Raw genomic sequence first — 13,264 nt, 5'->3', positions numbered from 1 at the left:
ATTAGGGTCACTCCCTCTCGTGTAAACATCGGTTTACTTACTAATTTCGCCGTCTTGAACACCAGGATATTTAGGTTCGCTGAATTTATAAATATAAACTTTCGCGTACTTGTTATCCCCCTTATCATCAAAACCAACTTTTGTTACGACACCTTGGAAGTCTTGTACTTTACGAACTTCTTCTGTTACCTTTTCACGAGCTGGCAGCTTTCCATCATTTCCTTTAATCGCTGCTTCAAGACCTTTTAGTAGAACGCTCATGGAATCATAGCCATAAGCAGAATAAGACTCGACGTTCTTATTGAATTTTTCTTTATACTTAGTAGAGAATGCTTGTCCTTCAGATGTTTTGCTAGCATCAGCCGCTACTGAAGTATAGTAAACGTTCTTAACTGCATCACCAGCGATTTCAACTAAAGTAGAAGAGTCCATTCCATCTCCGCCCATGAATGGGATGTCAATGCCTTTATCACGAGCTTGTCTGATTAATTGGCCGCCCTCTGTATAAAGTCCGCCAAAGAATACTAAATCAGGCTTTTTGGATAATACTTGCGTAAGAACACCATTAAAGTCTTTTTCTCCAACCGTGATTCCTTCATAGCCGACTACTTCAGCACCGGCATCTTCAGCTGCTTTTTTGAAGGCATCCGCAAGACCTGTACCGTAAGCTGTTTTATCTTGAACAACAAAGATTTTCTTTGCTCCCAGCTTGTTGATAGCATAATCTGCCCCAGCAGGTCCTTGGAAATCATCCCGTGCACAGATACGATTTACCGTTTTAAGTCCGCGATCCGTAACTTCGGTAGCCGTATTTGCTGGAGAAACCATTGGCACTTTGTATTTTTCATAAACTTCAGATGAAGGGATAGATACACCTGAATTCAAGTGACCGACAACTCCTAAAATTGCCTTGTCAGAGCCGATAATGTTAGCATTAGCTACACCTTTTTTCGGGTCACCCTGATCATCGTAAGGAACAAGCTGCAGCTTATATCCTAATTTATCAAATTTGTCTTTATTCTCTTCTAATGCAAGCTGTGCACCTAATTTAATAGATTCACCGAGTGTTGCACTTCCTCCAGATAACGGAGTTTGTGTAGCGATCTTAATCACTTTCCCGCTGCCTCCACCGCTGCTCCCAGAACCGCCTGACGCATTACAGCCTGCTAAAAGACCTAAAGATAAAGCAGAAGCTGCTAATACTTTTAACCCTCTTTTCATCCCCACGTAGAAATCCCCCTTGTTAGAAAATTTAGATAATTGCTACTATTTAAAAAAATATTACATGAATATTACTAGATAGACAACTAAAATTTAGAAAAATTAGATAATTTATTTTAATTTAAAATAAATTCCCTATTATTCAACAAAATGTCTTATGTATCGCTAACTTTAGCACTTTAGCAAAGAAAACCCCGCTGATTTCTCAGCGGGGTGAAGTTTTTATCTATAAAATTCCGGATGAATATTCAGGACTTTTCGACTGATAATTTCGACTCAAACCTATTTTTGTAATATCTTCACGTAATAATTTCTCTGTCTTGGACCATCAAACTCACAAAAATAGATGCCTTGCCATGTACCAAGCAGCATTTCTCCATTTTCAATCATTACCACTTGAGAGGAACCTACTGTACTCGCTTTTAAATGTGAAGCAGAATTCCCTTCCGCATGACGATATTTCGGATGTTCCCATGGATATACTTCATCCAGTCTCATCAGCATATCCTTAACGACGTCCGGATCAGCATTTTCATTAATGGTGATACCTGCAGTCGTATGAGGGCAATACACATAGAGAACGCCCTCATCAATATGCTGCTCTTCAACAAAAGCCTGCAGTGATGTCGTAATCTCGTACATTTCATCACGTTCGTGTGTTTGTATCGTAAATTTTTGAGCCACAAAGATCCCTCCTCTAGTATTCTATAATTGATGTTTCCCTAATTTTACTCCTTTTATCTCATAAGTAATATCAAAAAGCTGACACCCTGTTACAGAAGTCAGCTTTCGTTTAAAAATGAATGTTATTTTCGATGAACACGCGTACGGTCCCCAGCAATCTTTTTCCACTTCGCTCTTTCAGCAAGTGCAAGCTTTTGATCTTCTTTTCTGGCAAAGTAAGCCATCTCACGCTGAAGCTTTAAATAGCTGTTATATCGATCCTCATCCAGATCCCCTGTATCAATGGCAGATTGTACAGCACATCCAGGTTCGTTATTATGCGTACAGTCACGGAACCGGCATTCTTGAGCTAACGACTCAACGTCTTGAAAGCTTTGACTTAAACTGCTGTCCCCTTCCCATAGCTGAAGTTCTCTCATACCTGGAGTATCTATCAAGATCCCGCCGCTTTCTAAGACGAGCAATTCACGATGTGTCGTTGTATGTTTCCCTTTTCCGTCTTCTTCTCTTATTTCATTCGTCTTTAAAACTTCACTGCCGAACAGCTTATTTGCCAGCGTTGACTTGCCGACCCCAGAGGAACCTAACAGGGCTACAGTCTGCCCTTCTTTAATAAAATCAGAAAGTGCATCAAGGCCCATTCCTGTTTCTGAACTGACAGCGAAGACCGGAACGCCAAAAGCAATTGACTCCACTTCATCCATGATGGTTTGAATATCCTCACAAAGATCCGCTTTACTGAGCACAATAACAGGTGCTGCACCGCTTTCCCAAGCCATTAACAAGTAGCGTTCCAGCCGCCGCAAATTAAAATCTTGATTTAAGGCGTTCACTAAAAAGACCGTATCTACATTAGTCGCTACAATTTGTTCATCCGTTGTAACTCCTGCTGCTTTTCTGGAAAACTTGCTTTTTCTCGGTAAAATTCCATGAATGTAAGCTTTACCTTCTGAAGGAATCGCTTGAACAGCTACCCAATCTCCTACTGCAGGAAAGTCCTGTCTTCCTTCAGCGTTAAAACGGATTTTTCCAGTAATTTCACCAAGCAATTCGCCGCTTTCTGTTAAAACTCTGTATAGACCTTTATGTTCAATACTGATTCTCCCAGGAATCAGCGATTGATTTTCGTATTCTTTAAAAGACTCTTCAAATGTTTGATTATATCCTAATGATTTTAAATTCAATGTAGTACCCTCCGAATAAATGTTTGTTTTTTGGGGCTGTTTTCGTATTCATGTTGCTTTTGAAAGTAGTTGATTGCCATTTCAGAATGCTCGCTTTCCGCGGGGCAGACGGTGAGCCACATTCGTACGTTTTACGTATAAGTGTCTCACCTGCCCGCCTGTCCCGCAGGAGTCTCCCATCTTGCACTTCAATCAATTGTCATTGAAGTCAAATAATAAAATGCTTCAGCAGCAACAATCTTTTAGAAAAAGAGCCAATAAAAAAGAACCGTTCTTCAACGGTTCTTTACTGAAAATAAGGGTGCACAAACACACTTAATCCATATAAAAAACCATGAACTGATTGAACAGCCCATGGTTAAATGACAAATTTAAACGAAGAATTCTAATAACATACAGAAAAGTATTTATCTGCAGTTCTTCATTGTCCCAATAGGCTGTACACATATTACACTCTCTGACGTAAATCCATTAAGTTTTCTCATGATACATACCTCCTTGGGGTTTCAAAATTTTTAGAATATTATTTCCTTCTCCACTATATCAGTATATGCAAAATTTGTAAATAGATGAATTTATTTCGATATTAATTTTGGTTCTTTATAACTCGCAATGATCAGATTAATCATCTCTTCATCCATGGAGAGGGGTTCTTTATCAAGAGCTTTTAATAATTCTTGTGTATTTGTATCGTCAAAAACGATTTTGCGATTCAAATAATTTTTATAAACGTCGACCATCTTGTTCAAATTTTCTTCATCTTGATCTAAATACGGTTCATAAGAATATGGAGCTAGTTTAAATGGGTGCAGATCCGCTTTCGTTCTCATAATTTGAAAAACGTCTGCACTTAAAGGCGGATTGCTGTTTGTGATATGATAGATCTTGTTTTCTCTTCCTAATAACAAAGCATCCGATAATACATCCGCTACATAATCAACAGGTACTAAATTTTGAGTGCTTCCGTCCTCACATAGTAAGTGAAATACCTTATCTCCATGTCCTTTACGCTGAAAACGCTTCTTAAAGACTTCGAGGCTTCTCATCAACCCGTATAATGTAAATTTAGAATCGGCTTCTCCAGTTTTAGAATCACCAATAATGATAGCAGGCCTTAATATCGTTATATGGAAAAAATGCTGATATTCCATACATAGGTGCTCAGCTTTACATTTACTTTCTTCATAAGGATTGTTAAATGAGCTGCTTAATGGATGAAGCTCTTCCTTTGCAAACTCTTCTTTTCCGAGAGTGTATGCCGTACTTACATAATAAAAATGCGAGACGCCAAACTTCTTTGCTGCGTCCAGCGCATGCTTTGTACCTTCATAATTGATCGCAAAAAGTTCATCTTTTAAATCCTGATCGAATTTAACAAGAGCTGCCATATGATAAAACACATCTATATTTTGTGTTAATTCTTTCTCTGATTCTTTATCAATCCCCAAATTAGGGACTGTAATATCGCCTTTTATTACATGCACTTCGCCTTTAAATCCGGCTGTTTTTTTAAGTAATTCCTCTGCTTTTTGAAGGTTGCGAGCCAATACATAAAGTGTATGACCTTCACGAGCCAGATTTTGAATTAAACGTCCACCTAAAAACCCGGTTGCTCCGGTAAGAAATATATTCATTAAGCCTATCCTTCCTGTAACTTCATATTTCCTCCTTATAGTAACACAAGATTTTTATGTAGGTTGACTGCTTTTAAATTGTCACAGGAATTCACATCCTCCCATAAGGCAGGTTGGCAGTGGCGATGGATGTCGAATATGGCAGACACATGGTTATATCCTAAGGCTGTTTTCGCGTACTTTTTTGCTTTTGAAAGTAGTTGATTTTCGTTTTAGGATGCTCGCTTTCCGTGGGACGTGCGGTATTCGAGGAAGTAAGTGTGCTCCTGCGTCTGCAAGTATAACTATCGAAGCTGGCGTCCTCGTCGCATGCCTTGCATGTAGAAAATTCAGGTGGCTGGCACGCTACGCGACTTTGAATGGTCTTTCCTGTCACCCTAATCCCGCAGGACAAGGAAGGCAACGGCCGCAATATATCGCACGAAGAAAATGTGAAGTTTATTTTCGAGGAGTCTCGCACCTTGCACTCCAATCAACTTTTCAATGAAGTCTCTTTACGAAAATTATTTAAAAGCAACAATCTTTTAGAAAATAGCCTATCCTAATAAATGTGAGATTTTGTGAAATAAATTTTGGATTTTCATTAAAAAGTCTGGCATTTACCGTAAAACCTTTGGGATTCCGGTTCGAAAATGGGGGATGATCTTTTTAAAATAAAAAACCTTACTGTCTCACGATCAAAAACAGGAAGGTTTTTCGAAATTATGCTATTTTTTCTCTTCGGGCTTATCCATATAGATCGATGAGAGCCCGGTGTTTACTAATTCATTTAAATTGTCGTCTTTTCTACGTTCTTCACTGTAAAAAAAGTCATTTATTTCTTTCTCTGCACGAGCAGTAGAATTATCTTCATTTTTCTTGCGTTCTTGTTCCATATCCAAAGTTACGCTTCCTTTCCACATGTTTCGCATGCTTTAAATACATCTTCATACTGGATCCTCTCATTTGCATCAAACTTCTGATTGCAATATTTGATGATTCCATTTTTATCAATGACGAAGCAAGAACGATTTGCTGTTCCGTTTTCTTCGTTCAAAACACCAAACTCTTTCGTTACTTTTTTATGCCAATCGGCCAAAAGTGGATACGGAAGGGTTCCAAGGCTAGCAGAAAACACATTATGCGAATAAATATGATCTACGCTGATCGCAAGCACTTCAGTATTGGCATCTTTAAATCGTTGGTAATCCTCTTTCCAAGAGGTAATTTCCTTTATTCAGCCAGGTGTAAAGTCAAGTGGATAAAAGGCTACAAGTACATTTTTCTTTCCTCTGAAATCGCTTAATGAAATATCTTTTTTCAATGTAGATGGCAATGTAAAATCGGGTGCCAAATCGCCTGTTTTTAACAACGAACCACCTCCAATTTGCTTATTGCATTTAGAGTTCCCTTTTCCTTTAAAAGAAAACAGTAGAATATTTGGATTGTTGTTTAATACGAACAGCTGTTTTCGTAACCTTTGTTGTTCATAGGAGCAGTTGATTTCCATTTCAGGCTGCTCGCTTTCCGCGGGGCAGGCGGTGAGCCACCTTGGCGCCTTGTGTCTGTGGGGTCTCACCTGTCACGCTGAACCCACAGGACAAGGAAGGCAACGGCCGCAATATATCGCACGAAGAAAATGTGATCTTCATTTTCGAGGAGTCTCGCACCTTTCACTCCGATCAACTGTCAAAGAAGAAAAAAATAAGGAGGTTTGAAAGTAACAATTGATCGTTTAAAAAAGAGCAAAAACAAAAAAGCCAAGGAGCAAGTCCCTGGCTTTTCTAAAAAATTATAATGTAGAAACTTCAACTTCTACTTCATCATGGTCTTCTTCTGGTACTGCCGGTACATCTGCATCATCTGATGTGTCTTCTTTTAACGCATCTTCAAATGCTAAAATTGCCGCATTGATCGCTTCAAATAGTTTATCATTTTCATGAGCATTCTCAAGTACTAAAGAACGAATCTTCTTAAAAAGTGCCAAAACTTCTTGTACTTTTTCACCCTTATGAGATTCTTCCTTATCAGCATCTTCTTCATCTTCATGAGTTGCATCTTGATCGTCAGTCACTTGATCGTCTTTTTTAGCCTCTTCAGTGTCTGTTGCAGCAGGAGCTTCAACTTCAGTTGTATCTTTTTCATCCTCAACTGCAGGTGTTTCCACTACAACATCAGCAGATTCATCTTTTTTAGGCTCTTCTGCAGATGGCTCTTCTTTTTCTGTTTCACCTGCAAAAATGGCTGAGTTCGGATTAGCATGTAATTTTGCTGTTTCACTTGCATGTTCAGCACCTTGAGAATGGCTTTTGTCTTTGACCGGCTTCTCCGTTTTGACCGCTTTTTCTTCTTTTACTGGTTTTACGACTTTAACTGGTTTTTCTTCTTTAACCGGCTTTACGACTTTAGCTGGTCTTTCTGCTTTGACCGGTTTTACGACTTTAGCTGGTCTTTCTGCTTTGACCGGTTTTACGACTTTAGCAGGTCTTTCTGCTTTGACCGGCTGTTTTACATTTTCAGCTTTGTTACAGTTTCTTTCTTTTTCAGTCTTTTGCGGTCTTGCATGATTTTCATGTTTTGCATATCTGTCATGTCTTTCTCGCGCCGCAGGTTTTTGATTATGTTTTCCATAAAATTCGTCTTTTGCCTGCACGTGCCCTTGTGATTCTGTTCGGTCTCCATGATTTCCAGACGCTTCTGCCGATCCTGTACCTACTACTGCTGCAAGAGTTAATGCCCCAGCAAATACAAAAGATTTTACAAATACACGATTCATTTTTTTCATTTTTATTTTCGCTCCCTAATTTTCAAATGGTTTTTTTTAAAACACTTAATCTCCATGAAAAATTAAAGAGCTGATTTTGGCGGTTTTGAAGGCGGTGCGTTCACCCATTGACTTCTTAAGAGGTCTAATCTGCTAAAATACACAAAAACCTTTTCACCACTTTGAAAAATGATCGGCAAACCAAGACTCGCTTTTATGCTGGCATAGTTAGAAGCTCCTCCCCCTCCATCATTTGTCTGTGAAGAGTGAGTGGAATTCTGACCTGAATTAACAGGAATTACTTTTGTATCTTGTGTTTCTGGATCTTTCTCAAATGGACGGTCTAAAGGAACCTTTTGAACTCCTTGAATGTGTTCAGCGTGCACTGTTATCTTCTTAGAGTTAACAGCTGGTACTTGTGTTTCATGGTCTTCTTTATCCATCCGTTTATTTTTTACAATAGTTTGTACCGATTTATTTTCCGGTTTAACAAAAGGTTTTTCAGTATGTATCGGCAAAGGTGTCGTTCTCTTATGTATAGCAGGTTTAGATTCAACTACTGAAAGTTGATTCCTTTGATTTTCTTTCAAATCATTGTGATCATTCATATTCCTTTGTCTGTTTTGCTGAAATGATTTTGTCTGGTTAGGCACGGAATGTCTCTGACTGCCTTGAACGGGTTGTTTCACAGCACGGTTTTTGAACTGCGGTTTTGATGCTGAAACATTTTTGGTATTCGATCGTTTCACCGTCTGTTTATGCTCATATCTCGAACTGTTCCGCTCGGAAGTTTGTTTACTTTGTGTCGTAAACTGTTTATTCTGCTGTGCATTTGATTGATGGTTTCCATGCTCTCCTTTTTCAGCAAAAACGGCTGTTGGAATAAGAAGAACTGTTCCTGCTATCAAGCCTTGAATGAAGAGGTTTCGTATTCGCATCTTTTTCACCTCCCTTCTTTTATCTCTATATATTACATCCAATATATGTGATTTTTGTCGGTATATGTCCAAAATAGTCATTTTTCCCTAACGGACCAGTATTTCAAAAAAAATCAACAGGGATTTTGTCTTATAATGTTGAAAAGTTACATGTACAAACATGAAACTTTAACGAATCTAATTCGTATATTTGAAAATAAGAAAGCAGAAAGATCAAGGAGGCGGTTAGAATGAGAAGTGCAAATCCCGCATTGAAGCGTTCAACTTTTGAAAAATATAGAGGGATGTCATCGGGGAAAGAGATGACATTATCAGGAACGGTTTCTAAAACGTTTATCTTGCTGGTCATTTTGATGGCTTCGGCTTTTTATACGTGGCATCAATATAGTGTTGGTCATTCGGTTGGTCCTCTTATCATGATTGGTTTATTTGGAGGCTTAATTACTGCTTTGATCGTTTCTTTTGTGCCAAAAACAGCACCCTTGCTTGCACCTGTTTATGCAGCACTTGAGGGTCTAGCTATCGGAGGGATCTCCGCCGCTTTCGAATCACAATTTAACGGCATAACTGTTCAAGCAGTTGCATTAACATTTGGAACCTTATTAGCACTATTGTTTGCCTATGCAACTCGTATTATCAAAGTGACACACAATTTCAGATTAATCGTGTTTTCAGCAACAATTGGAATCATGCTTGTTTATCTGACAAGTTTTATATTAAGTTTTTTCGGAATGGCAGTTCCATACCTTCATAGCTCTGGACCTATCGGAATCGGAATCAGCTTATTTATTGTTGTAATTGCCGCGCTGAACTTGGTTCTAGATTTTGACTTTATTGAAAATGCTGCAAATCAACGAGTGCCGAAATATATGGAATGGTACGGTGCATTCGGACTCATTGTTACATTGATCTGGCTGTACTTCGAGATTCTGCATTTGCTTGCGAAATTAAAAGACAGATAATAAGCTGTTTTCGTATTCATTGGTGCTTTTTGAAAGAAGTTGATTTCCGTTTCAGGTTGTTTGCTTTCCGCGGGGCAGGCGGTGAGCCACATTCGTACGTTTCACTTATAAGTGTCTCACCTGCCCACCTGTCCCGCAGGAGTCTCGCACCTTGCACTCCAATCAACCTATCATTGGAGTCAAATTACAAAAATGTCCCAGAAGTAACAATCTTTTAGAAAAGAGCTTTTAGAAAACAGCAAAAATAGAAAAAGAGAAGCCAAATCCGGCTTCTCTTTTCTATGTAAAAATATGAATCCACCTATAAAACGACCAGCATCCTACCCCGATGTTCAGGAAAAATAATGCTGCAGCCATTGCTTTTCTGCCATCGTAAATATACTGAAGTGTATATAATCCGCTCCAAAGAATGAGGATAAGCAAAGACCAGACCAGCTTGGTGTAATCTCCCTGCATCACCGCTCCGTAGCTATAGAGCCACGTATACGTGATGAGCAGAAATCCCGTCAGGAAATAACCGCCATGAATGGTGAAGTTTAATTTTCTGCCCACGAAAGGAGCTGTTTTCGTGATTAAACTATACAGCAAGGCAAGACCGACTGCGAATTCAATGAAAAACACAGCTTGAAAAATTTTATAAAAAGAAACAGGCAGTACATAAAATGCATTCATCCAGAGAAGTCTGCTGAAAAAAAGCAGAAATAGCAATGCTATTACTCCGAATACAGATTGAAAGGTTTTGATTCCTTTCCATACGGTTAGGGACAGGATCGCCAATCCACTAATAAAAAATAGGCATCCTAGCAGCTTACTGGAAAACAGGATTAGAAAACTGTAAAAACAAAGCAGCAAGGCAAACGTGATATGAAGTATATAATCATATTTCGAGTGTTCAGCTTTAGTAAATATAAGGTTCGATTTCAACATGTTGCACCTGCCATATCAAGACGTGTCTATCCCATTTATCGTCTAAAATAGACATTCTTTTAATTATTCTTTCGGGACTTTCACCGCTCCCCGAATATTCCACAAATGAATAAGCTCCATCCGTTTCCTATATTGTTTCGCTTGAAGTCTTCCTTTTTTATATCTTCGTTTTAGAAGCTGCAAATAATCTTCAATTTTCAAATGATAATCATTCATTTTTGTTTACCCACCCTCATCAAATATCTTCATGTTATATTCCCAAATACCATGCATTCATAACGTGAAAAAAGAGAATGGATGTGTAATATTTATAGCAATTTTATCCAAGGCGGTTTTTGCACACATTGTTGCTGAAAGTGGTTGATTTCCGTTTCAGGATGCTCGCTTTCCGCGGAGCAGACGGTTAGCCCCTCGAGGTCAAAAGTTTAATGTTCCCGAAGGCAAAAAGCGCCTTCTTAGCCCATTTTCCTTTTGCTTGTCGGGTCTGATCAAACCGCTTCCGCTTTACACTCCAATCAACTTTTCAGTGATGTAACTGAAAAGTAAGCTTAAAAGCAACAATCTTTTAGAAAAGAGCTTTTAGAAAAGAACCTTATCTAAAGTTCCCTTGTCTGTGCTAACGTGTTAAATCCATCATTTTAGGACAAAATAAAACATCCTAAAACAAATGAAAGGATATTTGTAAAATGACGAATAAAGATAAATCACATGAAGGTAAGGACGAGCTTTATCTGGATATCGACCGCATGATTAATGAAGGGATGGCTGGCGGCACGATCGCCAATCCAGAAGATCTTAGACAAATCGGCTACGATACAGACATCACATCTCAAGAAGAACCGCCGAAAGTCGCAGGACAAGACGAAGATAAATAGAAGAATGAGGCTGACCCAAATTTCGCTTTGGCAGCCTCTTTTCGTTATTATTTTGAGCTGTGTCTTTTTCAGGTGTACACGGCCTATAGAAAAAGGCGTTTTTGTTCGTTAGCTGCTATTTTTTGTTTGATAGCCTTAACTTTTTGTTTGATAACCTTGCCTTTTTGTTTGATGAATCCTTATTTTTGTCTGATAAACCACTGTATATTAGTTAAATGTGTTTTCCTGAGGAAGATTAATCGTTTTCTCATGTCTCATAATTAAGGTTCATCTGCATCATTTCAAAGGTAGAGCACACTTTTTTCATCCTATTGTGCTTTTAGCAGGCGAATCTCCTTTAAAACCTCTAGATATCTTTGATCAAGTTGTCTTTTTTCCTCTTCTTTTTGGCACATCGATAATTGGCCAATCAATTCGGTCATTTCAAACTGCAGTTTCATAAGCTTTTCTTCGTTTTGAGGTTGTTTTTCATCCACTTTACTCTCTTTATTTTTAAATTCAGTATAGCTTCCTTCGAACCACTTCACCTTTGGAGGCTGAATCTCCAGTACATGTGTTGCCGTTCGTTCCATCAGCCTGCGGTCATGGGTAGCCAGAATAAATGTACCCGGATACGCCGCCAAAACTTCTTCCAATGCTTCACGTGTGAACAAATCCATATAGTTTGTCGGTTCATCGAGGAGCAGCAGGTTATAATCATTGAGGAATAGCTTGGCGAGTGCCGTCTTCATCCTCTCACCGCCGCTTAGCACCTCAACCTTTTTGAACACATCTTCCCGTCTGAAAAGGAGACGCGCTAGTATGGTTCTTACCCACGTTTCGTCATATAAGCTGTTTTCCATCACGTTTTCCAAAATACTTTTGGATTCATCGAGAATATTTAAATGCTGATGAAAATAACCGATTTTTAGCTGTTTTGATTTTTCTATTGCTTCATTGCCTTTATAAATTTGTTCTAAAAGTGTTGATTTCCCGGTTCCGTTCCTTCCTGTCAGCACGACTTTCATACCCGGTTTAACGGCGAAAGACAAGTTTCTGAAAAGGTGACGTTCACCAAACGAAATGGACAGATCCTTAACGGCTAATGCTTGTTTTCCGTGGATGACTGAAAAGCGCTGGATATCAAAATCAATTTGCGGTTCTTCTCGCGGTTTTTCTTTTTTATCCAGCTGTTCGATTCTTTTCTCGATGACCTTGACGGTTTTCTCCATCGATTTTTTCGCACCTTGCACCTTGCCGATTCCTAAGTTCGCTTCTTTATGAGACATGCGGGCAGGTTTATCTTTAACTGCTTTCGCTTTTGAAGCTTTATCAAACGCAGCTTTTTCCAGCCTTCTTTTTTCTTTTACATATTGATCAAACTCGAACTGCTGGCGCTCTTCTTTTTGTTTCTTTAAAACGAGATATTCTGAATAATTGCCGTTGTAAGCTGTAAAGGTTTGGTGATCGAGTTCAATAATTTTCGTACAGACCATATCGAGAAATGCCCTGTCATGAGAGACAAGGAGAACGGCTCCATTATAATGATTCAGCACTTTTGCCAGCTGATCCATTCCTTCAACATCAAGATGGCTTGTTGGTTCATCTAAAAAGAGAATGTCAGGCCGCTGCTCAAGTGCTGCAGCAATTTGTGTTCGTGTTTTTTCACCGCCGCTCATCGTCTCAAATGTTTTTCCATCTATGTTCCACTGGCTGGCACTTTTAGAAGTGATGCTTTGCTCTGTTTCCTCCAGCTGACTGACAACGGCGAATGTCCCGAAATGCTGAACCATCCCTGAATCTGCATGCTCAGCATAAGTAAGCAGCTTTAAGAACGTTGATTTTCCGGTTCCGTTTAGCCCTACTAATCCAATCCGATCTTTTTTATAAAGCTGGAACGGCTCTGTTTGCTTCAATATCAATTTACCTTTATACGATTTTTCCAATCCAACCGCTTCTAATAACAACATAAAAAAACCTCCTAGTTTCACTAGAGAGGTCTGCCCCAATACATATTTTCCAGCTGCCAAAAAGACCAAATCAAAAGGGTTTTTGGGCACAAAAAAACAGGTATGTTGTTGAGTCCTTAAAAATGGGCAGAGAAATCCTATCTAGCG

Annotated in this window: 13 protein-coding genes; 2 read left to right on the top strand and 11 right to left on the bottom strand. The window is 38.9% G+C overall.

What is annotated here, in order from left to right; all coding sequences use genetic code 11:
• Positions 1 to 33: 33 nt before the first annotated feature.
• From J2X07_RS17680 to J2X07_RS17645, 8 genes are all read right to left on the bottom strand, one after another.
• Complete coding sequence (locus J2X07_RS17680; RefSeq protein ID WP_396194592.1) at positions 34 to 1,221, bottom strand: branched-chain amino acid ABC transporter substrate-binding protein; 1,188 nt, start codon at positions 1,219 to 1,221, stop codon at positions 34 to 36.
• A 282-nt stretch (positions 1,222 to 1,503) separates the two neighbouring features.
• The gene (locus J2X07_RS17675; protein WP_310261818.1) at positions 1,504 to 1,905 is read right to left on the bottom strand and encodes a secondary thiamine-phosphate synthase enzyme YjbQ; all 402 of its coding nucleotides are present in this window, start codon (positions 1,903 to 1,905) and stop codon (positions 1,504 to 1,506) included.
• Positions 1,906 to 2,027: 122 nt separating this feature from the next.
• Positions 2,028 to 3,089 (bottom strand): ribosome small subunit-dependent GTPase A, encoded by a 1,062-nt coding sequence (gene rsgA / locus J2X07_RS17670; RefSeq protein WP_310261815.1) that lies wholly within the window; start codon positions 3,087 to 3,089, stop codon positions 2,028 to 2,030.
• A 575-nt stretch (positions 3,090 to 3,664) separates the two neighbouring features.
• Positions 3,665 to 4,723, bottom strand: a complete 1,059-nt coding sequence (locus J2X07_RS17665) for an SDR family NAD(P)-dependent oxidoreductase (protein ID WP_310261814.1) — start codon at positions 4,721 to 4,723, stop codon at positions 3,665 to 3,667.
• A 707-nt stretch (positions 4,724 to 5,430) separates the two neighbouring features.
• Positions 5,431 to 5,604, bottom strand: a complete 174-nt coding sequence (locus tag J2X07_RS17660; protein WP_310261812.1) for a hypothetical protein — start codon at positions 5,602 to 5,604, stop codon at positions 5,431 to 5,433.
• Between the two features lie 2 nt (positions 5,605 to 5,606).
• Positions 5,607 to 6,212, bottom strand: a complete 606-nt coding sequence (locus J2X07_RS17655; RefSeq protein WP_310261808.1) for a redoxin domain-containing protein — start codon at positions 6,210 to 6,212, stop codon at positions 5,607 to 5,609.
• A gap of 282 nt (positions 6,213 to 6,494) precedes the next feature.
• Complete coding sequence (locus J2X07_RS17650; protein WP_310261807.1) at positions 6,495 to 7,487, bottom strand: hypothetical protein; 993 nt, start codon at positions 7,485 to 7,487, stop codon at positions 6,495 to 6,497.
• Between the two features lie 62 nt (positions 7,488 to 7,549).
• Positions 7,550 to 8,404: a hypothetical protein gene (locus J2X07_RS17645; RefSeq protein WP_310261805.1), complete on the bottom strand. Its 855-nt coding sequence runs from the start codon at positions 8,402 to 8,404 to the stop codon at positions 7,550 to 7,552.
• Positions 8,405 to 8,634: 230 nt separating this feature from the next.
• Here J2X07_RS17645 and J2X07_RS17640 point away from each other — a divergent pair, with 230 nt between their 5' ends.
• On the top strand, positions 8,635 to 9,366 hold the full coding sequence (locus J2X07_RS17640; protein ID WP_310261803.1) for a Bax inhibitor-1/YccA family protein: 732 nt from the start codon (positions 8,635 to 8,637) through the stop codon (positions 9,364 to 9,366).
• Between the two features lie 279 nt (positions 9,367 to 9,645).
• Here J2X07_RS17640 and J2X07_RS17635 read toward each other — a convergent pair whose 3' ends face one another.
• Together J2X07_RS17635 and J2X07_RS17630 are read right to left on the bottom strand one after the other, a co-directional pair.
• Positions 9,646 to 10,293: a hypothetical protein gene (locus J2X07_RS17635; protein ID WP_310261801.1), complete on the bottom strand. Its 648-nt coding sequence runs from the start codon at positions 10,291 to 10,293 to the stop codon at positions 9,646 to 9,648.
• A 63-nt stretch (positions 10,294 to 10,356) separates the two neighbouring features.
• Positions 10,357 to 10,509 carry a hypothetical protein gene (locus tag J2X07_RS17630; RefSeq protein ID WP_310261798.1) on the bottom strand — a complete coding sequence of 51 codons (153 nt, stop codon included), beginning with the start codon at positions 10,507 to 10,509 and terminating at the stop codon, positions 10,357 to 10,359.
• A 470-nt stretch (positions 10,510 to 10,979) separates the two neighbouring features.
• Between J2X07_RS17630 and J2X07_RS17625 the strand changes: the two genes are divergently transcribed.
• Positions 10,980 to 11,168 carry a hypothetical protein gene (locus J2X07_RS17625; RefSeq protein ID WP_310261796.1) on the top strand — a complete coding sequence of 63 codons (189 nt, stop codon included), beginning with the start codon at positions 10,980 to 10,982 and terminating at the stop codon, positions 11,166 to 11,168.
• A gap of 308 nt (positions 11,169 to 11,476) precedes the next feature.
• On the opposite strand, the gene abc-f is transcribed toward J2X07_RS17625, so the two are convergent.
• A complete protein-coding gene (gene abc-f / locus J2X07_RS17620; protein WP_310261794.1) occupies positions 11,477 to 13,117 on the bottom strand; it encodes a ribosomal protection-like ABC-F family protein in 1,641 nt (546 codons plus the stop codon).
• Positions 13,118 to 13,264: the final 147 nt, after the last annotated feature.

It is taken from the genome of Fictibacillus barbaricus, from assembly GCF_031457135.1.
Lineage (GTDB): Bacteria > Bacillota > Bacilli > Bacillales > Fictibacillaceae > Fictibacillus > Fictibacillus barbaricus_A.
The sequence above is the reverse complement of the archived record's forward strand: the minus strand, read 5'-3'. Positions and strand labels throughout refer to the sequence as shown.